Source organism: Psychrobacter sp. PSP (assembly GCF_024085615.1).
GTDB lineage: Bacteria > Pseudomonadota > Gammaproteobacteria > Pseudomonadales > Moraxellaceae > Psychrobacter > Psychrobacter pacificensis.
This window is the reverse complement of record NZ_JABLTF010000015.1, coordinates 245,272-266,005: the sequence shown is the minus strand read 5'-3', so window position 1 is coordinate 266,005 and position 20,734 is coordinate 245,272. Positions and strand designations below refer to the sequence as shown.

The window sequence follows — 20,734 nt, the reverse complement described above, 5'->3', positions numbered from 1 at the left end:
TATAGTAAGTAATCAACTCATTTTGAATATTATTGTTTAACCTATATTTGGTATATTCAACGAACCAAACCAGCCACTAGGCTGGTTTTTTTGTTTAGTGTTGCTATGTAGTCTTATTCAATATTTAGCTATTCTTAATAAGAGGGTTACACTGTTAACATCTTCAACACACTTCACAATATATTGTAAAACTCTTCGCCAAATACCTTGTTATGATAAGCACAGATAGAAAACGACTTATCGATTCATTTATTGAGTTATCCTATCAACGCAATACCAAACAATTAAAAGTGCCAATAATACTGAATATATAAAATCAAATAATAAGGACATCTACATGTCAGATATTACTACTGTTAACCCAGCAACGGGTGAAGACATTAAAAATTATGACTATATGACCAACGACGAAGTTAACAAAATCGTTGATGCGTCACATAATGCATTTTTAGAGTGGCGTACGGTGAGCCATGAAGAGCGTGGCCGTATCATTCAATCTATCGGTGACAAGCTGATGGAATATAAAGAAGAGCTTTCTCGCCTTATGACCGAAGAGCGCGGTAAGCTCTATGGGCAAAGCCAGCAAGAAGTTGATCTATGTAAAGCAATTTGTGATTACACTGCTGAAAATGGTGTTGCTGCGCTTGCCGATGATGAGCGAGATATCGAAAGCATGAAAAAAGGTATCGTGACTTATCAGCCAATCGGTGTTATCTATGGTATGCAGCCATGGAATTTCCCAGCGTACCAAGTCTTTCGCTATGCCATTGCTAACTTGATGGCAGGTAACAGCGTGCTACTTAAGCATGCAGCAAACGTCACAGGTTCTGGCTTATTGATCGAAAAAATATTCCACGAGTCTGAACTGCCAAATGATTTATTCCGTACAATTTTGATTGACCATGACCAATCAGAAAAATTGATTGAAAATGACAAAGTACGTGGCGTAACGCTCACAGGTAGTGATGCTGCTGGTCGTATCGTTGGTCAACAAGCGGCCAAAGCAATCAAAAAATCAGTACTAGAGCTCGGTTCAAATGACGCCTTTATCGTACTAGAAGACGCCGATATAGAAACCGCTGTAGAGACCTGTACCCAAGCCCGTTTAGTCAATAACGGTGAAACTTGCGTAGCAGCGAAACGCTTCATCGTGGTCGATAGCGTGTATGATGAATTCCGCAAGCGTATCGTAGAAAAATTTGAAGGTACAAAATCTGGCGACCCAATGGATGACAGCTCAGACATCGGTCCATTGGCGCGTGCAGACTTACGAGATCAGTTGCATGAGCAAGTAGAACAAAGCGTAGCAAAAGGTGCAACGATTGCTGTTGGCGGTAAAGTACCAGAAGGTAAAGGCAGTTTCTATCCAGCAACTATCTTAGAAAATGTCGAGAAAGGTCAACCTGCCTACGACGATGAATTGTTTGGCCCAGTGGCGTCATTGATTCGCGCCAAAGATGACGACGATGCAATGCGCATTGCAAATGACAGTCGTTACGGCCTAGGCGGCGCTATCTTCTCAAAAGATGAAGAAAAAGCCATTCGCTTAGCCAGTGAGCAATTCGATACTGGTATGGTCTATATCAATGGTTACGGTCTTGCCAATCCTGCACTGCCATTTGGTGGTGTGAAGAACTCAGGCTATGGTCGCGAGCACGGCGGCTTTGGTATTAAAGAGTTTGTCAACATCAAAGCAGTACACGTATTTGGAAAATAACAGAGAATAATACGTAAAACTGTTAAAGACTAAAAAGAAAAACCCAGCTACTTAATAGCTGGGTTTTTTGTGCGGTTGAAAATAGGGCGTGTCCCTATTTTAAAAATGGTGATAAAAATGAGATAAATCATAGGCAAACAAGGAAAATAACGCAGGTAATATCAAGATATTGACCAGCTATTTGACACCGTTTGCCAAAGATTTAGCCATTTTTAGCCCATTTAGTCATAAACACTTGAATTAGGCGCACGCTCTAATATCTTAAAACAACTAAGCGTCAATCAATAGACGTAAGGGCAGGGCCGGCAAGATGCTAGAGGCTTGCTCACTTGGCGTTAATGACACGCCGCCAATAGCGATTTGTAATATCGTCCACGGCAATAGTTGATGCTCCAGCACTTGTACGCGCTTTTGCAAACTATCAGGCGTGTCGGTATGACGAATAAGCAAGACCCCTTGGCTTAACACTTGTCCTGCATCCAGCTCGGCGGTGACCACATGGATACTACAGCCGTGCTCACGCTCACCTGAGCAGAGTACACGGGTATGCGTATCTAGCCCTTTATAAGCGGGAAGTAGCGATGGGTGCAGGTTAATCATCGGTGCAGGCGCGTTATCAATAAAGTCTGCACTCAATACCCGCATAAAGCCTGCCAAAACGACCAAGTCAGGCTGCCACGCTTCAAGCTGTGCGGTGGCGTGCTTTTCAAAGGTTTTGATGCCCATGCGCTTGCCGCTCTCTACGTGCGAGAGTACGGCGACCTCGATGCCTGAGTCTTTGGCGCGGGTGACGGCATAAGCGTCGTCGCGATTACTAATGACACCAACGATTTCAATCGGTAGCGCACCTGCTTGCATGGCGTCTATGAGGACTTGTAGATTACTGCCACTTCCTGATACCAAAACCGCAATGCGTAATGGTTTGACAGGTTGGCTTGTCTGATCAATTGACATTAACGGTATACCACGGCATCGGCTTCACGTTTGACCATTTCGCCAAGTTGCCAAGCGTTTTCACCAGCGTCAGTCAACGTCTTGATCGTTGCTTCAGCTTTGTCTTTAGGCACCACGATGACAAAACCAACGCCGCAGTTAAAGGTGCGGTACATCTCACTTTGCTCAATATTGCCTTGGGTCTGTAACCAAGTGAATAACTCTGAGAACTGCCAGCTGCTGGTATCGATGCTAGCCGCTAGGTCATCAGGGAGCACTCGTGGCAAGTTGTCAGTGAGACCGCCACCTGTGATGTGTGACATGGCATGAAGCGCTGAGCTACCAAGGGTATCCTGCAATGCCTTGATTGCTTTGACATAGATACGAGTAGGGGCCATCAAGGCATCTTGAATAGGTTGACCATCTAGTTGCTCATCGCTAGTAGCCACGTCAACACCGCTAACTTCGATGACTTTACGCACTAGTGAGTAGCCGTTTGAGTGTGCCCCACTTGAGGCAAGTGCAATCAGAACATCGCCTTCGGTAACGTTGTCACCAGTCACGACCTCGCTTTCTTCAACCACGCCCACGCAGAATCCAGCGAGGTCATAATCGTCGTCTTGATACATACCTGGCATTTCAGCAGTTTCACCACCGATAAGCGCGCAGTTGGCAAGTTTACAACCATCGCCGATACCAGTGACCACAGTCGCAGCTACATCAACATCAAGCTTGCCTGTTGCGTAATAATCTAAGAAAAATAGTGGCTCTGCACCGCAAACCAACAAATCATTGACACACATCGCGACCAAATCAATACCGATGGTATCGTGACGATTGAGCTGTAATGCCAATTTTAGTTTGGTGCCCACACCATCAGTACCAGACACCAATAACGGAGAAGTGTAGCCTGTTGGGATACGGCATAACGCACCAAAACCGCCAAGTCCACCCACGACTTCAGGACGAGTAGTGGCTTTTGCAACGGACTTGATTCGCTGAACCAAAGCATCGCCTGCATCGATATCAACGCCGGCGTCTTTGTAGCTTAAAGAAGGCTTGTCACTCATAGTCATCTCACAGTTGGGGATAGATAATTGGAATTAAAAAGTAAGGGAGTCAATCACGCTACAATCAGCGAGATAAAGTTTAAAGGCAAAGTTTAAAGATAGTGCGCGCATTATACCCAAAAACTGACCACACTCGCAAAGCAACTTACCGATATTTGGCTAAGTTTTGCATTAAATGGCAAATAAGCGATTAAGAAACAAAAAATGACTGATTTTTTGTTGTACTCTGCGATAATAAAACACTAGATTTACGACTCCTGACGGCTCAAGTACCGCAATTTTTGTCACTATCTCAAATCAGCCCACATATAGGATTACTTATCATGATAAACCAACCAATCGACCCTTTTTTCAGACGTTTATTTATCGTCGTCGTTTTGGTTGTGGCGCTATTCCTTCTCTACCTGATGATACCAGTCATTGTGCCGTTTATATTTGCTTTTATGCTGGCCTACTTGTTCAATCCTTTGGTAAAGCGATTGTCAAAACATCTCAAACGTTGGATCGCAATTATTATTGTGTACTCTACCATCACTGTAGGGATGGCGCTGTTGCTCTGGTGGTTGGTACCGACATTGTGGCATCAGCTGCAAGCCGCTTGGGAGTATCTACCTAAGATATCTAGTTGGTATAATCAAGTGGTACGAGAGTGGTTCAACAGTAATACTCGTTTTCAATTGCCTGTCTTAGAGTCGAAGGATTTTTCTGAGACGCTGGTCGAGTATATGCAAACGAATTATAAGTTTGCTGATGCCAGTACCATGATGAGCCAAGTACTGACTTCAAGTATGAACTTTATTAACAGTGCAGGACTGATCGTGTTGGTGCCAATTTTAACGTTTTATTTTTTGTTCAATTGGGATCAGCGTTTACAGACGTGGAAGATGGCGATACCAGGAGCATACTGCAAACAAGTCATTGGCATCGCCAAAGAGTGCGATCAGGCTTTAATGGCGTTTATTAAAGGCCAGCTGTTGGTGATGGTGCTACTGGGTGCTATTTATGCAATACAGCTGCAGCTTATTGGTCTAGAGCTTGGACTTATCATCGGTATGGTAGCGGGTATTGCAAGCTTTGTACCTTACTTGGGTTTTGGCATTGGATTTGTGGCCGCTATCATCGCTTGCTTGTTTCAGTTTGGGTTGGATTGGACCTATTTGTTATTGGTTGTTGGGGCGTTTTTGGTCGGGCAAGCTGCAGAAGGTTATATTCTGCAGCCGCTACTATTAGGTGATAAAATTGGTTTATCACCATTATGGGTTATCTTTGCGGTATTAGCAGGCGCCAGTCTATTGGGTTTTGTGGGTATGTTAATTGCGCTACCAGTCTCTGCTGTCTTAAATGTATTGTTCCGCCACCTATATGCGTATTATCTTACGACAGATTTTTATAAAGGTCGTAAGCAATTGCTACTGTTTGAGAAGAAGTAAATATTTTATTATTGAATATAGTGAGCGGATAGCGTACAAATGGGAAGAAAAAAGCAAATGGTTGATCAGGCTTAGTAGGTAAAAGACTTGTCAGTCATTTTGCAAATATGTTATATATAGTCGCAGTGTTGATCGTATCAGCCGTTGCTATATTTTTTATCAAGATTAGCCTAATTAGGGCAATTCATCCATCATAAAAAAGCTATATATCCACTGCACATATTTTTATCAGGTAGTATGGATAGTACTGAATAGCAATTTATTCCTTTTTCTACTGCACTTTTATATTGCACTACGCAACACGAGTTGATGATCCATGGCAGAAGCACAGCTAAGTCTCAATCTGGACATTAAGCATGATGCAAGTCTTAGTGACTTTGCCGGTCCTGGTTGGATGTCTATTATTGATGCAGTGCGGCAATTACATGTCGGCCTGATTGGTCAGTTATACCTGTTTGGTAGCCCTGCGACGGGTAAGTCTCACTTGCTCTCCGCTATTTGTGAGTCATTTATTGAAATGGACAAATCAGCCATTTGCTTGTCGCTCAATGAATTGATCCATACCGACGTCCATGTATTATCTTCTTTAGAAAACTTTGATCTGATCGCTATCGATGATTTAGAAGTGCTTGAGCAAAGTAGTCAGTGGCAAGAAGCGCTGTTTCATCTAATCAATCGTAGCCGCGAAGGGCAGCGCCAGCTTTTATTTGCAGCCAATAAGCCGGCTGGCGACTTACCGTTTCAATTGAGAGATTTATTAACGCGCCTAGCACAAGCACCAGCTTTTAAGGTGCCTACTGGTCATGATTTAGCAGACCGTCAAGCACTGCTTCAGTCCATTTTGCGTCGGCGCGGCTGGCAGTTTGATGATCGAATTATTAATCATTTATTGACTGAAGGGCCACATCGTATCGGTGCAATGATGGAAGTGCTCAATTATATACAGCCAATGTTTTCTAACCTTGGCCGCAGTAATATATCAAAAGCGGTGATCAGTGACGCGCTGCGTACCATTGATGAGCAAACGCTTGCAGCAGAGCTGGCTGATATAGCCCAAGAGACGCAAGTAGACAATGTGACGACGGATCAAGACCAACATACGATGCCACTTGATTTTTAGTCGTAAAATTTTTAATTGTAAGACTTTTAGCAGCAAAAATACAAATAACAGTAAGAATACGAACTTTTTATCCAACCTGCTTTCACTATTAATGGAATAACCTATGAAATCGAATGCTTCTTTGCTAAAAAAATTGACTATTGGACTGTTGTTTGTGGGTGCGACCTCAGTCTCTGTGATGTCACAAGCCGCTGTGACGCTATTGGTTGATGACCATATCAAAGTGACTGCCATCAATGGACAAGAAGTTCAGCAAAGTCTATTTCAACCACTAACTAAAAAGTTTACCCTTGAGCCAGGTCAACACGCTATCACTGCTAAGTATGACCGCTTATATAACTTGCAGCGTGATGAGCATGATTACCTGCGTTCAGGTAACGTCAGCGTGACGGCGGAATTGGCAGATAACCAAACGTATCGTTTGACGATGCCGAACCAGCCAGAAGATTACGAAGCCGCTAAAGATTATGCTAAGCAGCCAACACTCGCTATTCAGCAGAACAATACAGTTATCGCAAGTCAACAGGGTATGGCTGGTAATCAAGGTGGACTGCTTTCAGGACTTGGTAAGGCGCTAGGTGGTGTGTTTGGTGGGGCGGGCGATGCAGAATTACAAAACCAACGTGCGATAGCAGCATTAGATCAACCAGCAGCAATGCCAAACAATACTAATGTTGGTACGACCAATATCAAGCAAACCACGAGTGTGAATACCTCTACCAATACCTTAGATTCATTTATGCAGATTTGGCTACAAGCAACACCTGCTGAGCGTGAAAAGATGCGTCAATGGATTCAACAGTAAATCAATCTGTTACAGATCGCTGAGCATAAAAAAGCACCCAGCTGGGTGCTTTTTTATGGTTCTAAGTTTTACTGTTATTTGGATTTATTTAAGCTAAGTGTGATCAGCTTAGTAAAGTATTAACCCAAAAAGGCATTGTACATCCATACCAGCTTTTCTTGCTCTTGTACGTATTCATCAACCAGATCAGCGGTACCCTGATCGTCGCTTTCTGCTGCTAATGACGATACTTGACGCTGCTCGGCAATGAGCGCTTGTAAACCAGTTACTACGCCTTTAACGCAAGATGTACCATCTTTGACGTTTTTGTCTTCGCTGATGCTCGTGTGTTGTGCAAAATCGCTGTAAGCGTGAAGTGGTGTACCACCCAGCGTTAAAATACGCTCAGCGATCTCATCAATCTGTAACTGTAGCGATGTGTATAATTCTTCAAACTTTGGATGCAAAGTAAAGAAGTGCTCACCTTTTACATTCCAATGATAGCCACGTACATTTAAGTAAAACACATGGTACGTTGATAGCAGATTGTTTAATTGAGCGATAACTTCGCTCATGTCAGCTTTTTCTAAACCGATCTGGTTAGTAGCGTTATTAGTATTACTCATAATATTGTCCTTATAGTGTGAGTGTTGTTATATAAAATTGAAGAAAGACGAGTAGTAGTTAATTAGCATAAAAATAAAAATATCTTAACTTTTATTAATATCTATATAAGCTCTAGCTCTTCCTTTGATGCTTATAATAATAGCAAACTATCATTAGTAAGTTAAATATAATAAATTCACTTTTACGATTTATTTTATAAAACTATAATTAGCTTTTTCTATTGTTTTTCTAAACGATAGAGAGAGCTGATAACCGTTATACTGGCGGCTGCAAGTTTTCAGGATTTAAGCCTTTGACCGGAACCACTTCTTGTAGATGTTGACGTACCGTATCGATAGGGAATTTTTGCGCTTGCAAACGTTTCGGAAGAATTTGGCTACCTTGCTGGCCTTTCATCTCAAACATCATAAAGATATAGTCGTCAGTCTCGTCCCAGCTCTTGATAGCAGTCCACGGAATAACCGCTTGCTGGGTCGCACCTGCACGCATTTGCATACCGCGCATTTGCGAGTTTTTCATCATCTCAGGCTGGTTGCTTGGCATTGCCATGACCAGACCATGTTTTTGTACACCTAGCTTCATTTGACGCATTTCATCTGGCATCTCTTGATCAGCAATTTGTTTTTCAAACTCTCTTTTTACATACCATCTAAAGCCTAAAGTACGCGCCAATAGATAAATCACCACACCAACGAGCATCAACCAAAAAATGATGGTTGAGTAGCCTGTTACAAAGATCAGTCCTGCAATAGCCAGTACCACAACCACAGCCATAATGATCCATTCTTTGGTCTTAAAGCTTGACAGACCAAAAGAGGGGCTGGCACTGGCAAACAGTTCATATTGGGCTTGAAGGAATTCAGCTTCAGTTAGGTTTAAGGCGACAGGTTGGAGCGTGTAAGGATACAGGGCCATAAAGGTTTCTCAGATGCTTATGTTAAAAGTTTTGGGTTTACATCGCCAAAGCCAAGTCATGATTTACTACTTGGCTGTAGGTAAATAAAGGTATGCGCTTATCTTACCGAAAAGTACTCTTAAATGAAACATATAAGCGGATCTGTTCACTGATAGCGGCGATATTAATGGCTTTAATAAAGGTAGATGATCCTTATTAAAGTAAGTTGAACATATAGGATATGCATTTCGGGTAAGTATGACTGGCTATGAATAATGAAAGTAGTAGCCCAAAATCACGCTAAAAGCGCTCAAAAAAGCTCAAAGCATGGTCAAATCTGCTGGGTCTTGGTATGATAGCGGCACCCATATGGTTTGATAAAAAATATGGCAGCATGGCAAGGTAGTTATTGAGTTATGAAGCTTTGCAATAAGTATAAGCTGACCAATAATCATACTAATAATGTTTAAACTTCTTATTCACTCTTAGTGTTACAGGCAACGATTATGATTGATCCAAAACTCTTACGCGGCGATTTAAGCGATTTACAGCAACAACTGGCCACTCGTGGCTATACGCTTGATATGGAGTTTTGGCAGTCGATTGAATCCGAGCGTAAGTCATTGCAAGTCAAAACAGAAGAATGGCAATCGCGCCGTAACGCTGGGGCTAAGCAAGTCGGCGCTCTAAAAAAATCAGGCGAAGATGCCAGTGAGCTATTGGCTGAAATGCAAAGCGTTAGCGGTGAGATCAAAGCTGCTGAAGACGAGCTACGTACTCTGCAAGAGCGCATCACTCAAGCGGCGCTGCAGATTCCAAATATTCCAGCGGCAGATGTACCAGTGGGTACGTCAGAAGACGATAACGTAGAAGTGCGTAAGTGGGGCACGCCGCGTACGTTTGATTTTGAGATTCAAGATCACACGCATATCGGTGAGACGCTTGGCATGCTCGACTTTGAGGCCGCAACCAAACTGACAGGTAGCCGTTTTAACGTGCTAAAAGGCCAATTGGCGCAGCTGCATCGTGCACTGATCCAGTTTATGCTCAACACCCATACCATGAAATACGGCTATCTTGAGACCTATGTGCCTTATATTGTCAATAGCGATAGTCTAAAAGGAACGGGTCAGCTGCCTAAGTTTGAAGAGGATTTGTTTAAGCTAAGCAATCACACGAATAACGATGAGATGGATTTTTATCTGATTCCGACTGCAGAAGTGCCGATGACCAACTTGGTACGCGGAGAGCGTTTGGATATCAAAGAGCTACCGCTAAAATTCACCGCGCATACGCCATGTTTCCGTAGTGAAGCGGGCTCGCACGGTCGTGATACCCGTGGTCTGATCCGCCAGCATCAGTTTGAAAAAGTCGAAATGGTCAATGTTGGCACCAGCGATCAGTCTGATGACTTGCTAGAGGCAATGACAGGGCAGGCCGAATATATCTTGCAGCAGCTTGAGTTGCCATACCGCACGGTACAGCTATGTACGGGCGATATGGGTTTTGCCGCACAAAAGACCTATGACATCGAAGTATGGCTACCAAGCCAAGATACCTACCGCGAAATCTCTAGCTGCTCTAACTGTGGCGATTTCCAAGCGCGCCGTATGGGTACGCGTGTCAAAGATGGCAAGCAAACCAGCTTAGCTCATACTTTGAACGGTTCAGGATTGGCGGTTGGTCGTACGCTACTAGCAGTGATGGAAAATCATCAAAACGCTGATGGTAGCATTACGATTCCAGAAGTATTGCGTCCATTTATGGGCGGTGCTGAGACTATTTCAGTTTAATAAATGGACTATAAGTAATGAGCTGCTTGTCACTTAGGTCACTTAGGTCACTTAGGTCACTTGCAGCTTGTTACTGATAGCTTAAATTAAAATCTATGACTGTCTATCGTTTAACAAAACTGATGTGAGTCATTGCTAAATAGAAACGGTATTGTCACCGCATTTTTGGCTAGGCTCATAGCAAATATGTTAATATTGCATTTTTATTTTATACCCTATCCACTGAGGACGCACGCCGCGTTTTTGGTGGATCATCCTCTGAGTAAACTCTCCTCTTATCTTTATACGACTCATTCGAATATTAGGACACTCTATGCCAGCTCCAATTAGCGAACGTAAACTAGCCAATGCCATCCGTGTACTGTCGTTTGACGCGGTTCAAAAAGCCAACTCTGGACATCCGGGTGCGCCAATGGGTATGGCTGATATTGCCGAGGTTTTGTGGCGCAAATTTTTGAAGCACAATCCAGCTGATCCTAATTGGCACAACCGTGACCGCTTTGTACTGTCAAACGGTCATGGCTCTATGCTTATTTATTCATTGCTACATTTATCAGGTTATGATGTCAGCGTTGATGACCTAAAAGGCTTTCGTCAGCTGCATTCAAAAACCCCAGGTCACCCTGAGTATGGCTATACCCCTGGTGTTGAGACGACGACTGGTCCTCTAGGACAAGGTATTGCCAATGCTGTTGGTTTTGCGATTGCAGAGAAGACACTCGCAGCGCAGTTCAACCGTGACGGTCATAATATCGTTGATCATCATACCTATGCGTTCTTAGGCGATGGCTGCTTGATGGAAGGTATCAGTCATGAAGTGTGCTCGCTCGCTGGCACATTAGGTCTTGGCAAATTGGTATTCTTCTATGATGACAATGGCATCTCAATCGATGGTAATGTTGAAGGTTGGTTCACTGATGATACCGAAGCTCGCTTTGAGTCGTACGGCTGGCAAGTGATCAAAGTTGATGGTCATGATACTGATGCCATTACGCAAGCAACTGAGCAAGCAATTGCAGAGACTGCTAAGCCAAGCCTAATTATTTGCAAAACGACTATCGGTGCTGGTAGCCCGAACAAACAAGGTCTTGCGGCCAGTCATGGCGCGCCACTTGGTGATGATGAAATTGCCTTGACTCGTGATGCGCTGTCTTGGAAACATGCCCCATTTGAGCTAGACGATGAAATCTATGAAGCGTGGGATGCCAAAGCCAAAGGCGATGTGCAGCAAAAGAACTGGGATGCTGACTTTGCAGCATATAAAAAAGCCTATCCAGAGCTTGCCGCAGAATTGTCACGTCGTCTAAATGGTGAGTTGCCTGCTGACTTTGCTAGCCAAGCGCAAGCGTACATTCAGCAAACGCAAGAAGCGGGCGGTGATGTTGCTAGTCGTAAAGCCAGCCAAAACGCGATCAACAGCTTGCAGCCATTACTGCCAGAACTACTAGGCGGCTCAGCAGATTTAGCGGGCTCAAACCTCACGTTATTCAAAGGCGCTAAAGGCATCGAGAAAGACAGCGATGGCAACTATATCTATTATGGTGTGCGCGAGTTCGGTATGACCGCGATTGCCAATGGTATTGCATTGCATGGCGGCTTTATCCCTTACGTAGCGACGTTCCTGATGTTTATGGAATATGCACGTAACGCGGTACGCATGGGCGCACTGATGAAGCAGCGCGTCATCCACGTCTATACGCATGACTCTATCGGTCTGGGTGAAGACGGCCCAACGCATCAGCCAGTTGAGCAATTGACGAGCCTACGTACCACGCCAAACCTACGTACATGGCGCCCTTGTGATGCTACCGAATCTGCAAGCGCTTGGGTAGAAGCAATCAAATCAGAAAATAACCCATCAGCATTGATCTTTAGCCGTCAAAGCTTGCCACATCAAGCACGTGATAGCGAGCAAGTCGCGAACATCACCAAAGGTGGTTATGTACTGGCGAAAGAGCAAGGCGAGCTACAAGCCATCATCATCGCAACCGGTTCAGAAGTTGGCCTAGCGATGCAAGCGCACAAGACGCTTAGCGAAAATGGTATTGGCGTCCGTGTGGTGTCTATGCCATGTGCCGAGATTTTCGTTGAGCAAGATGCTAGCTATCGCGAAGCGGTATTGCCTGCCACCATCCGCGCCCGCGTCGCAGTAGAAGCGGCGCACGTAGACTACTGGTATAAGTTTGTCGGTCTCGATGGCAAAGTCATCGGGATGACCACTTATGGCGAATCTGCACCTGCAAGTGACTTGTATAAAGAGTTTGGTATTACGACTGACGCTGTGGTTGAAGCGGTGAATAGTTTGGTGTAATTTTGAACTAAAAACCGTTTGTAAGACAGCACATATAAGATAGACTGAATGCGTTCAGTCTATCTTTTTTTTGGGTAAAATTATGAGTGTAGCTCTATATCTCGACTTAGCAAATTATGAAGGGAAAGATGTCTATCAAGAAGTCTTAGCTGCACATATTGAGGATATTAGACGCATACTAAAAGACTGCGAGGCTTTAAAAAATTATGATGCTAATTTAACTAAAGTAATATCTACAGACATAGAAGAGCCTATAAAGAATACAGAAGATGGTCTACTCAAATCAGTATTTACTAAATTAAGTATTAAGAATAATAAGCTAAACTTTACTTTCGTAAAAGAGCGTATAGAAGAATGTAACGAGGTTGACATCCATGAAAGGCTGACATCTAAACTATGGAGTCTTTTTGCTCTCAGCGTTTGTAATGATCATCTATTGTGGTTATTGAATCGAGGGGAATTAACAGTAGCTGAATATCGTTCTTTTTTTACAGAGATAGGGATGCAAGTGTCATCTATAGACCAACCTTACTATCATCCTTTTTACCATGAAATATATTATGTTGATGACGTAGTAAGAGTAGGTGAGCATGAGCAAATAATTATCAAAGAGCAGCTGTATCCGACTATTATGTTTGGTGCATTACAGTTTTCGAGGGGTGGAGTAATTATCTACAATCATCCATGCGTAGATAAAAGCTTGGCTGAAAAAAGTGATATGTATTTCACCAATCATAGAGATAACCGATTATGTCATGACTTATCTCATGGCTGGGGACATAATTCGCGCTGGCGAACAGACTTTGTTAGAAACTACGAGACAGAAAAAGAATGGAAATTCAACGTAGATGGAGAAGAAGATCTTTCAAGTGCTGAAAGCTATAAACAACATTATCAGCAATATAATGATGAAATACCAGTATCGGTACCAGCTGCGAAAGAGTTATTAGTTAATCGGTGTTTTATACATAAAAATAGTATTCCACAAGAAATACAATCAGACTTATTTCCTTATGATTGGCATATAGACATTGCTAAAGACAACTTTAATTATGTGCAATGGAAGAAGAAACATTTAGTAGACAGGTAGTCATCGGTAGCTAACTATTAAACGACATAAACTAAAATTCAATATTTTCTAAGATGATAAAATCATGACAAGTTGCACGACTTCTATTAACTCGCAAAAGCCATTCCTTACGTCTAATCAACCGACTGTTGAAACGGTAAACGTGCTCTTAACGTTAGATGATTTTTTCTCCGATAGGTCAGAACAGGCGAATCCTGATGAGTTAGATGGTTTGACCAGACATCAGGACTTTAAATATGAAAGAGAGCTTCGTAACTGTAATCTTGATTATTCGATAAACAGTCTTAAGCGAGTTGATGATTGGTTGCTAACGGTTAAAAATAGACTGCCTGAATTTACAGAACATCGAATCTTTTCTTTAGAATACCCGCTGCACAATAGCTCGACTATTGAGATATTGAGCTATTATTTAGGTGAAGTCATTGGGCGAGCTCGTAGAGAAGTCCCAGTTTGGTACTCTGATGCAAGCGATCATTGTATAGGAGATCAGGCCGCACTGGCTGAAAACATGTTTGTCGATTTTGATAGTGATATCCAAGATTTGTGTGATTTTTTCGTTCCTAAGCAAGTGATTTACCAAGCATTGATAATAGCTAGTGACGATGGGGCATTACAAGACCAAACAATTTGGCAAAGTGTGTTGGAGCTAGTTCCATCTACTATATTAAGCAATACTGATTTCAACCAGCCTTTGCCACCCGTATCCACTATGGAGTTGAAGTTTGACAGGGAGATTGAATTTGCTAATTTAGATCGAGCGGATTTAGCTTACTTACAAATGATGCCTCCAAAATGGATGAAAGACGACGTCTTGTATGAACAAATGAATCAATTGGCTAAGCTATATAAAACAGGCAAAGTAGTATGGGCTCATGTCGTCCAAGCAAATAAAATGCTATGGTCTTTTGATCAGACATATTCTTGTCCTGCTGAAGTCTTATACGATCCAACAGGGCGAACACCAGTTTCTTATCTAGCAGAAATTGCACATGAACTTTATACTTTTAAAAATACCATTCCTGATACGGATGATATAGAAATATCAAAGTATGCCGAGCACATAACTGACGAACATACTAGAATGCATGGTTTTGACATTCCTAATAGCATCACGCCTTTACCATTAAAGTCTACCAGTATATTCGTTTGGCGGTTACATTTACCCAATGGTATTTTACAAAGCTCATTCCCTATTTTAATCAGTGATGAAACAGCTGAGGTTACTGTACTTCCTGCCAAATTTTGGGACCCAGCTTATTACGATCAATGGATTCAAGACAGTTATTTTGAAGAAGATATGTATTATGGCGTACGAAAACTTTATGAGAGTGATAATCCTTGGAAAGGATATGAGAAGCACCTTCGGCCACAAGTGACTGAGCTTATTGATGACATTCCAAGCTTAGCTAATGAAGTCACCTTCAACAGCTATAAGCCTACTTCAACCGATATAGCCTTCGTTACAGCTTCAATTCAGCAGAATTTTGCAGAAGCAAAACAAGAAAGTACAAGCTTCATGAAAATTGTCATTGGTGTAATCATATTTATAAATATCTTATATGGGCTTAAATCTTTTGTTTAGTAGATGTCAACCTAATAAGCCATGCTTTGAGAAATCCACCATGTCCCTAAAATCTAGCTTTAAAGGTTTCCTCGGTGAAACCGTCATCAACGTCGCCATGTGGCTCAAGCTTGAAAAAGACATCTATCACCGTCTAAACAATGTCACTTTGCCATTAGCCAATGGTGGTAGTACGCAAATCGATCATGTTATCGTCTCCGTATACGGCATCTTTGTGATTGAAACCAAAAACTATAAAGGTTGGATATACGGTAGCGAGAAGCAAAAGCAGTGGACACAAGTTTTCCAAAATGGAAGTAAATTCAAATTCCAAAATCCATTGCGTCAGAACTACTTGCACATAAAGACGCTCGCTGATTTATTAGACTTGGAGCTGAGCTACTTTCATTCGATGATTGCTTTTATCGGTGAGTGCGAGCTAAAAACCCGTGATGAGCTACCCGAACACGTGTTAACAGGTGGTATGGTATCTTATGTGAAGAAGAAGCAAGATAAAATACTCACCGAAGACGAGGTCACATCTATCGTCGAGCAGATCGAGAGCAATAAATTTAGCAAGTCATGGCGCACCAATCGCCAACACAAAGCCTATCTAAAAGACAAGCATAGCAATGCTAGCAAGAATACTGATAACCCTACACCTGAGTCTATAATAAAAGAAACCGTTGATAGAACTATCCTAAAGAGTAGAGAAGTGCATCGATGGTCTGGTCAAACTGAGATTGAATCTAGCGAGTTACCGATCGATAGTTTGAATACTCAGCAGACCATCACACCGCCTACCAGTATGTCGCATGACATGGCCAATAAACTGTTTATGACGCCGTTTGAGATTGTAGAATCTGAGCCAAAAGTGAATAAACCTGAGATACTTAAAGCGACAGATCATGACGCTAATATCGATCAAGCGCCAATCTGCCCAAGATGCAACGGCGAGATGATTAAGAGAGTAGCAAAAAAAGGCCAGAATCAAAGTCAGACCTTTTTTGGTTGTATCCAATTTCCTAAATGCCGCGGCGTAGTAAATATTGATTAACTACTAGTCACATTACCCGTATATCTCTTCCAAGCGCAGACAAGCCACCAATCGACCATCCCATTCGCGCAGTTGTGGCTCGATTTCGCTGCACTGCGAGGTCGCATATGGACAGCGTTTATGTAGAGCGCACCCGCTTGGCGGATTAAGCGGGCTTGGTAGCTCACCTTGTAGCGTCAAATCTTTCTTTTGGCCATTTACTGTTGGTGCGGCCGCCAGTAATGCGATGGTATACGGATGTTTTGGCGCATTATAGATCGCTTCTTTGGGCCCGTGCTCGACCGCTTGACCCAAATACATCACCATCACATCATCAGCGACATGACGTACGACTGACAAGTTGTGTGAGATAAAGACGTAAGCGGTACGATACTCATCCTGCAAATCCATAAACAGATTTAAGACCTGCGCCTGAATCGATACGTCGAGCGCGGAGGTCGGCTCATCAGCGACGACAATTTTTGGATTGAGCATCATGGCACGGGCAAGGGCAATCCGCTGGCGCTGACCACCCGAAAACATATGTGGGAAACGCCCAGCATGTTCAGGACGTAGACCCACGTTTCTCATCATCTCATTGATTTTGTCACGCTTTTCTTCTTTCGACAGGTTGGTATGAATATTCAACGGCTCTGTCAATTGATAGGCGATAGTATGGCGCGGATTCAAGCTACCATAAGGGTTTTGGAAGACCATTTGAATTTCGGTACGTAAGTTTTTGAGCGCCTTTCTACTATAGCCAGTGGTGCCTTCATCGTTGATAAAAAGCTCGCCCTGCGTCGGCTGCTCAATGAGTGTCAGCTGGCGGGCAAGGGTAGATTTGCCGCAGCCAGATTCACCAACGACTGCCAATGTCTTGCCAGCCTCAAGCTCAAAAGAGATACCGTTCAGCGCTTTGACGTGCGCTTTTGGTTTGCCCAATCCTTGTGATACCGGATAGTGCTTATGTAGATTGTCTGCTTTTAAAACCACTTTATTACTCATACTTGTGACTCCAAAATAGCAGCGTGAGAGATAGGGGTGCGAGCAGTAGGATCGGCATAAATGCAGCGCACTTTGCCATTTGGTGTGTCCAAAATAGGCGGCGGCACGTCACAAGCAGGCTCTTTATATGGGCAGCGAGGAGATAATAAGCACCCGCTTGGGCGATCATATTGACTTGGTACGACCCCAGGCAAGCTATTTAATCGTTCTTGTCCGATAGCCAGCTCAGGAATGGCTTGTAAAAGGGCCTCTGTATAAGGGTGTGCAGGATGTTGGAAAACCTCTGGCACGGTACTGGTTTCAACCACTTGTCCAGCATACATGACCGCGACATCACGCGAGTTTTGTGCAACAAGGCCCAAATCATGGGTAATCAAAACCATCGCCATTTGTTTTTCGCGTTGCAATCGACCGAGCAAGTCCATAATCTGCGCTTGTACGGTGACATCAAGTGCGGTGGTCGGTTCATCGGCGATGAGCAGTTTTGGTTCACACGCAAGCGCCATCGCAATCATAACGCGCTGGCTCATACCGCCTGAGAGTTGATGTGGATACACTTTGAGTCGGTTTTTGGCGTCAGGCATTTCGACCAACTCTAACAGCTCTAATATGCGTGCCTGTACTGCCGAACCGCGCAAGCCTAAATGCTTGCGCAGTACTTCACCTAACTGCATCTCAACGGTAAAGCTTGGATTGAGGCAAGACATCGCGTTTTGAAAGATCATGGAGATGTCTTTGCCAATGATGCCGCGTTTTTCTTTGGCAGGCATACTGATCATATCTTTATTATCAAACATCACACGCTTTGCGCGGACGGTGGCAGACGGCGGCAGTAGCCCCATTAGCGCCATCATCGTGACTGACTTACCTGAGCCGGATTCACCAACGACAGCGATGACTTCACCTTGTGTGATTTTTAAAGACACATCATCGACAGCACGAAAGGCACGCTTTCCTTGACCAAAAGTGACCGACAGATTTTCGATGTCCAATAACAGCGGCGCGTCTGTTGTTGATGCACCATTCATAGAAGTATGAGCGGTAGGCGTTTTAATTAAAGTATCAGTCATCTTAGGTCACCTGCTTTAATTTGGGATCGAGCGCGTCACGCAGGCCATCACCCGTCAAGTTAATCGACAATGCAGCCAAGAAGATAGCGACACCTGGCCAAATAGCGAGCCAAACGTTACTTTGAATGTATTGACGAGCCGTACCGAGCATCGCGCCCCATTCAGCATCAGGTGGCTGTACCCCAAAGCCTAAGAAACCAATCGCACCCGCTTCTAAAATAGCAGAGGAAAAAATCATCGTTGCTTGTACGATGAGCGGTGCCATGCAGTTGGGTAGAATCGTGATAAATAATAAACGCAGCACACCAGCACCCATCACCTGCGAAGCGATAAAGTACTCACGTTGCAACTCCACCATCGCGGTGGCGCGAGTCAGACGAATAAAAGGCGGCGTACAGACCAGTGCAATCGTAATAATCGTATTGGTCATAGAGGGCCCTAAGATAGCGGCAATGATGATCGCTAGTAGTAAGCTTGGGTATGACATCAAAATATCATTGACCAGCATGACCGCTTTGCCCCAAACTTTGGGCCAAAAGGCAGCACTAAGTCCTAAAGAGATGCCGACCAACATCGCAAGGGTCGTCGCGCTCAGACCGATAAACAGAGAGTAACGCGCGCCATACATCACCCGAGACAAGGTATCTCGTCCAGCATCATCCGTGCCTAGCCAAAACATCGCATCACCACCACTTAAAAAGGCTGGCGGCAGCTGCTCTTGACCCGTAAACAACTCGTAAGGGTCATGGGGGGCAATTGCGGGCGCGAGTATGGCAACAATAACCATTAGCATGAGAATAATAAAACCCAACACCGCGCCCTTGTTTCGGCAAAAGGTCGATAAAAATAGCTGCCAAGACGATGGCGGTGTGGCAGCCATCAGATTGACATCAGAGGGGAGAACAGAAGGCTTCATGAGCAGTTCCTATAGTGGCTAGCGCAGTGACATTTTTTAGAATTTTGTTCCTAAAAAAGTACTAAGCATTGCTAAAACATCACTTCAGCGCCAATCATCACTATTTATCATATGAGTATTTATCAATGTGACATTGCAACATTAAGAGGTATGTCGAATACGCGGATTGATCAGACCATACAAAATATCAATAAATAAACTGACCAAAATCAAGGCAGTGGCGACCAACAAAATGCCGTTTTGCACAATGGGGTAATCACGAGTGAAAAAGCCATCGAGAAGCCAATTACCAACACCCGGCCAGCTAAAGATAGTCTCGGTAATAATCGCGCCTGCAAGCAAGGTTGCCATTTGTAAGCCAACCACAGTGACGACAGTGATTAGCGCGTTACGCATCACGTGTACCATGATCACGCGGCGTGGCGATAAGCCCTTGGCGCGAGCCGTACGCACATAGTCTTCATCCAACACTTCCAACATCGCAGAGCGTGTCATCCGCGCGATCATCGCGAGTGGAATGGTCGATAAGGCAATCGATGGCAAGATAAAGTGTTTGACCACATTCCAAAAAGCGCCCGGTTCCCCTGATGTGAGAGAGCCAAGCAACCATGAGCCGTACAAGGGATGGACATCCAAGAACTGTGCGACAGAGATCACACCAGCAACGGGTAAAAGGCCAAGATAGTGAGCGAATATACCTGTCAGAATAGGGCCTAGTAAGTAGATCGGCATCGAGTATCCTGCCAGCGCCCCTGACATCAGAGTATAGTCAATCCAAGTACCACGGCGTAGCGCGGCAAAGATACCCAAGCTCACACCAATCACACTAGCAATGACAATCGCACATAGCGCCAACTCTAACGTTGGAACGAAGTGCGCAAAAAAGTCTTGTAACACAGGAGAGCGAGTACGAAAGGATTGACCAAAGTCACCCGTCAATATACCCGTCAAGTAATCCCAGTATTGAACGATAAGGGGTTTGTCTAATCCCAGTCTTTCTAGGGCGCGAGCATGTAGCTCTGGATCCACCATACGCTCACCCATCATGATCTCGACTGCATCGCCTGGTACGAGACGGATCAGAGTAAAAGTCGATAGCGTGAGGCCAAGATAGACAGGAATAAGAATGGCGATACGGCGCAGAATATAAAGTAGCATGGGCTGCTCAATAGTTGTGATTCAATGAGTGGAGTAGTAGCAATGAATGAGGTCGTCCGTGACCATGCCCTTAAATGACCAAGCACTTAAATCAAAAGTACTCAAGTGAAAGTTGCTCAAATGAAAAGTATGTGAGTCAAAAAGCAATCAACCCATATAAATACGGCTGGAACAGAGATTCTGAGCCAGCCGAATACAAATCAAATAATAGTGCATGT

17 protein-coding genes are annotated in these 20,734 nt (G+C 43.8%); 9 read left to right on the top strand and 8 right to left on the bottom strand.

What is annotated here, in order from left to right; all coding sequences use genetic code 11:
• Nucleotides 1–337: 337 nt before the first annotated feature.
• On the top strand, nt 338–1,717 hold the full coding sequence (locus HL061_RS05170; RefSeq protein WP_071002117.1) for an NAD-dependent succinate-semialdehyde dehydrogenase: 1,380 nt from the start codon (nt 338–340) through the stop codon (nt 1,715–1,717).
• A 270-nt stretch (nt 1,718–1,987) separates the two neighbouring features.
• On the opposite strand, the gene purN is transcribed toward HL061_RS05170, so the two are convergent.
• Together purN and purM are read right to left on the bottom strand one after the other, a co-directional pair.
• Nucleotides 1,988–2,671 carry a phosphoribosylglycinamide formyltransferase gene (gene purN, locus HL061_RS05165; RefSeq protein WP_071002116.1) on the bottom strand — a complete coding sequence of 228 codons (684 nt, stop codon included), beginning with the start codon at nt 2,669–2,671 and terminating at the stop codon, nt 1,988–1,990.
• Nucleotides 2,671–3,720 (bottom strand): phosphoribosylformylglycinamidine cyclo-ligase, encoded by a 1,050-nt coding sequence (gene purM / locus HL061_RS05160; RefSeq protein ID WP_071002115.1) that lies wholly within the window; start codon nt 3,718–3,720, stop codon nt 2,671–2,673. Before purM ends, purN begins: the two co-directional genes overlap by 1 nt.
• A gap of 323 nt (nt 3,721–4,043) precedes the next feature.
• On the opposite strand from purM, the gene HL061_RS05155 reads away from it, so the two are divergent.
• From HL061_RS05155 to HL061_RS05145, 3 genes are all read left to right on the top strand, one after another.
• On the top strand, nt 4,044–5,150 hold the full coding sequence (locus HL061_RS05155; protein WP_071002114.1) for an AI-2E family transporter: 1,107 nt from the start codon (nt 4,044–4,046) through the stop codon (nt 5,148–5,150).
• 316 nt (nt 5,151–5,466) lie between these two features.
• Nucleotides 5,467–6,270, top strand: a complete 804-nt coding sequence (gene hda / locus HL061_RS05150; protein ID WP_071002113.1) for a DnaA regulatory inactivator Hda — start codon at nt 5,467–5,469, stop codon at nt 6,268–6,270.
• A gap of 103 nt (nt 6,271–6,373) precedes the next feature.
• Nucleotides 6,374–7,075 carry a DUF2057 family protein gene (locus HL061_RS05145; protein ID WP_071002112.1) on the top strand — a complete coding sequence of 234 codons (702 nt, stop codon included), beginning with the start codon at nt 6,374–6,376 and terminating at the stop codon, nt 7,073–7,075.
• A gap of 119 nt (nt 7,076–7,194) precedes the next feature.
• Here the strand turns inward: HL061_RS05145 and HL061_RS05140 are convergent, their stop codons facing one another.
• Both HL061_RS05140 and HL061_RS05135 read right to left on the bottom strand, forming a co-directional pair.
• Nucleotides 7,195–7,680, bottom strand: coding sequence for a Dps family protein (locus HL061_RS05140; RefSeq protein ID WP_071002111.1), 486 nt, complete (start codon nt 7,678–7,680; stop codon nt 7,195–7,197).
• Nucleotides 7,681–7,936: 256 nt separating this feature from the next.
• Nucleotides 7,937–8,596, bottom strand: a complete 660-nt coding sequence (locus HL061_RS05135; protein ID WP_093071427.1) for a YcxB family protein — start codon at nt 8,594–8,596, stop codon at nt 7,937–7,939.
• 486 nt (nt 8,597–9,082) lie between these two features.
• Here HL061_RS05135 and serS point away from each other — a divergent pair, with 486 nt between their 5' ends.
• The 5 genes from serS (at nt 9,083) to HL061_RS05110 (ending at nt 16,388) form a co-directional block, all read left to right on the top strand.
• Complete coding sequence (gene serS / locus HL061_RS05130) at nt 9,083–10,369, top strand: serine--tRNA ligase (RefSeq protein ID WP_093071428.1); 1,287 nt, start codon at nt 9,083–9,085, stop codon at nt 10,367–10,369.
• A gap of 313 nt (nt 10,370–10,682) precedes the next feature.
• Nucleotides 10,683–12,680: a transketolase gene (gene tkt / locus HL061_RS05125; protein ID WP_093071429.1), complete on the top strand. Its 1,998-nt coding sequence runs from the start codon at nt 10,683–10,685 to the stop codon at nt 12,678–12,680.
• Between the two features lie 82 nt (nt 12,681–12,762).
• Entirely contained in the window at nt 12,763–13,770 is a 1,008-nt protein-coding gene (locus HL061_RS05120; RefSeq protein WP_071002107.1) for a hypothetical protein, read from the top strand.
• A 64-nt stretch (nt 13,771–13,834) separates the two neighbouring features.
• Nucleotides 13,835–15,352 (top strand): hypothetical protein, encoded by a 1,518-nt coding sequence (locus tag HL061_RS05115; protein ID WP_071002106.1) that lies wholly within the window; start codon nt 13,835–13,837, stop codon nt 15,350–15,352.
• A 40-nt stretch (nt 15,353–15,392) separates the two neighbouring features.
• Nucleotides 15,393–16,388, top strand: a complete 996-nt coding sequence (locus HL061_RS05110; protein ID WP_071002105.1) for an NERD domain-containing protein — start codon at nt 15,393–15,395, stop codon at nt 16,386–16,388.
• Between the two features lie 12 nt (nt 16,389–16,400).
• Here HL061_RS05110 and HL061_RS05105 read toward each other — a convergent pair whose 3' ends face one another.
• The 4 genes from HL061_RS05105 to HL061_RS05090 all read right to left on the bottom strand — a co-directional run bounded on the left by HL061_RS05105 (nt 16,401) and on the right by HL061_RS05090 (nt 20,516).
• Nucleotides 16,401–17,372: a peptide ABC transporter ATP-binding protein gene (locus HL061_RS05105; RefSeq protein ID WP_071002104.1), complete on the bottom strand. Its 972-nt coding sequence runs from the start codon at nt 17,370–17,372 to the stop codon at nt 16,401–16,403.
• Entirely contained in the window at nt 17,369–18,442 is a 1,074-nt protein-coding gene (locus tag HL061_RS05100) for an ABC transporter ATP-binding protein (protein ID WP_252962590.1), read from the bottom strand. Before HL061_RS05100 ends, HL061_RS05105 begins: the two co-directional genes overlap by 4 nt.
• A gap of 1 nt (nt 18,443) precedes the next feature.
• Nucleotides 18,444–19,358, bottom strand: a complete 915-nt coding sequence (locus HL061_RS05095) for an ABC transporter permease subunit (RefSeq protein ID WP_058023779.1) — start codon at nt 19,356–19,358, stop codon at nt 18,444–18,446.
• 141 nt (nt 19,359–19,499) lie between these two features.
• Nucleotides 19,500–20,516 carry an ABC transporter permease subunit gene (locus HL061_RS05090; RefSeq protein ID WP_058023778.1) on the bottom strand — a complete coding sequence of 339 codons (1,017 nt, stop codon included), beginning with the start codon at nt 20,514–20,516 and terminating at the stop codon, nt 19,500–19,502.
• Between the last annotated feature and the right edge of the window lie 218 nt (nt 20,517–20,734).

Excerpts from the sequence above, each read along its gene's own strand:
- HL061_RS05105 (WP_071002104.1), bottom strand. The coding sequence starts at position 17,372 with ATGAGTAATAAAGTGGTTTTAAAAGCAGACAATCTACATAAGCACTAT.
- HL061_RS05145 (WP_071002112.1), top strand. The coding sequence starts at position 6,374 with ATGAAATCGAATGCTTCTTTGCTAAAAAAATTGACTATTGGACTGTTG.
- HL061_RS05140 (WP_071002111.1), bottom strand. The coding sequence starts at position 7,680 with ATGAGTAATACTAATAACGCTACTAACCAGATCGGTTTAGAAAAAGCT.
- purN (WP_071002116.1), bottom strand. The coding sequence starts at position 2,671 with ATGTCAATTGATCAGACAAGCCAACCTGTCAAACCATTACGCATTGCG.
- HL061_RS05120 (WP_071002107.1), top strand. The coding sequence starts at position 12,763 with ATGAGTGTAGCTCTATATCTCGACTTAGCAAATTATGAAGGGAAAGAT.
- serS (WP_093071428.1), top strand. The coding sequence starts at position 9,083 with ATGATTGATCCAAAACTCTTACGCGGCGATTTAAGCGATTTACAGCAA.
- HL061_RS05090 (WP_058023778.1), bottom strand. The coding sequence starts at position 20,516 with ATGCTACTTTATATTCTGCGCCGTATCGCCATTCTTATTCCTGTCTAT.
- HL061_RS05170 (WP_071002117.1), top strand. The coding sequence starts at position 338 with ATGTCAGATATTACTACTGTTAACCCAGCAACGGGTGAAGACATTAAA.
- purM (WP_071002115.1), bottom strand. The coding sequence starts at position 3,720 with ATGAGTGACAAGCCTTCTTTAAGCTACAAAGACGCCGGCGTTGATATC.
- HL061_RS05095 (WP_058023779.1), bottom strand. The coding sequence starts at position 19,358 with ATGAAGCCTTCTGTTCTCCCCTCTGATGTCAATCTGATGGCTGCCACA.
- HL061_RS05100 (WP_252962590.1), bottom strand. The coding sequence starts at position 18,442 with ATGACTGATACTTTAATTAAAACGCCTACCGCTCATACTTCTATGAAT.
- HL061_RS05135 (WP_093071427.1), bottom strand. The coding sequence starts at position 8,596 with ATGGCCCTGTATCCTTACACGCTCCAACCTGTCGCCTTAAACCTAACT.
- HL061_RS05115 (WP_071002106.1), top strand. The coding sequence starts at position 13,835 with ATGACAAGTTGCACGACTTCTATTAACTCGCAAAAGCCATTCCTTACG.
- HL061_RS05155 (WP_071002114.1), top strand. The coding sequence starts at position 4,044 with ATGATAAACCAACCAATCGACCCTTTTTTCAGACGTTTATTTATCGTC.
- tkt (WP_093071429.1), top strand. The coding sequence starts at position 10,683 with ATGCCAGCTCCAATTAGCGAACGTAAACTAGCCAATGCCATCCGTGTA.
- hda (WP_071002113.1), top strand. The coding sequence starts at position 5,467 with ATGGCAGAAGCACAGCTAAGTCTCAATCTGGACATTAAGCATGATGCA.
- HL061_RS05110 (WP_071002105.1), top strand. The coding sequence starts at position 15,393 with ATGTCCCTAAAATCTAGCTTTAAAGGTTTCCTCGGTGAAACCGTCATC.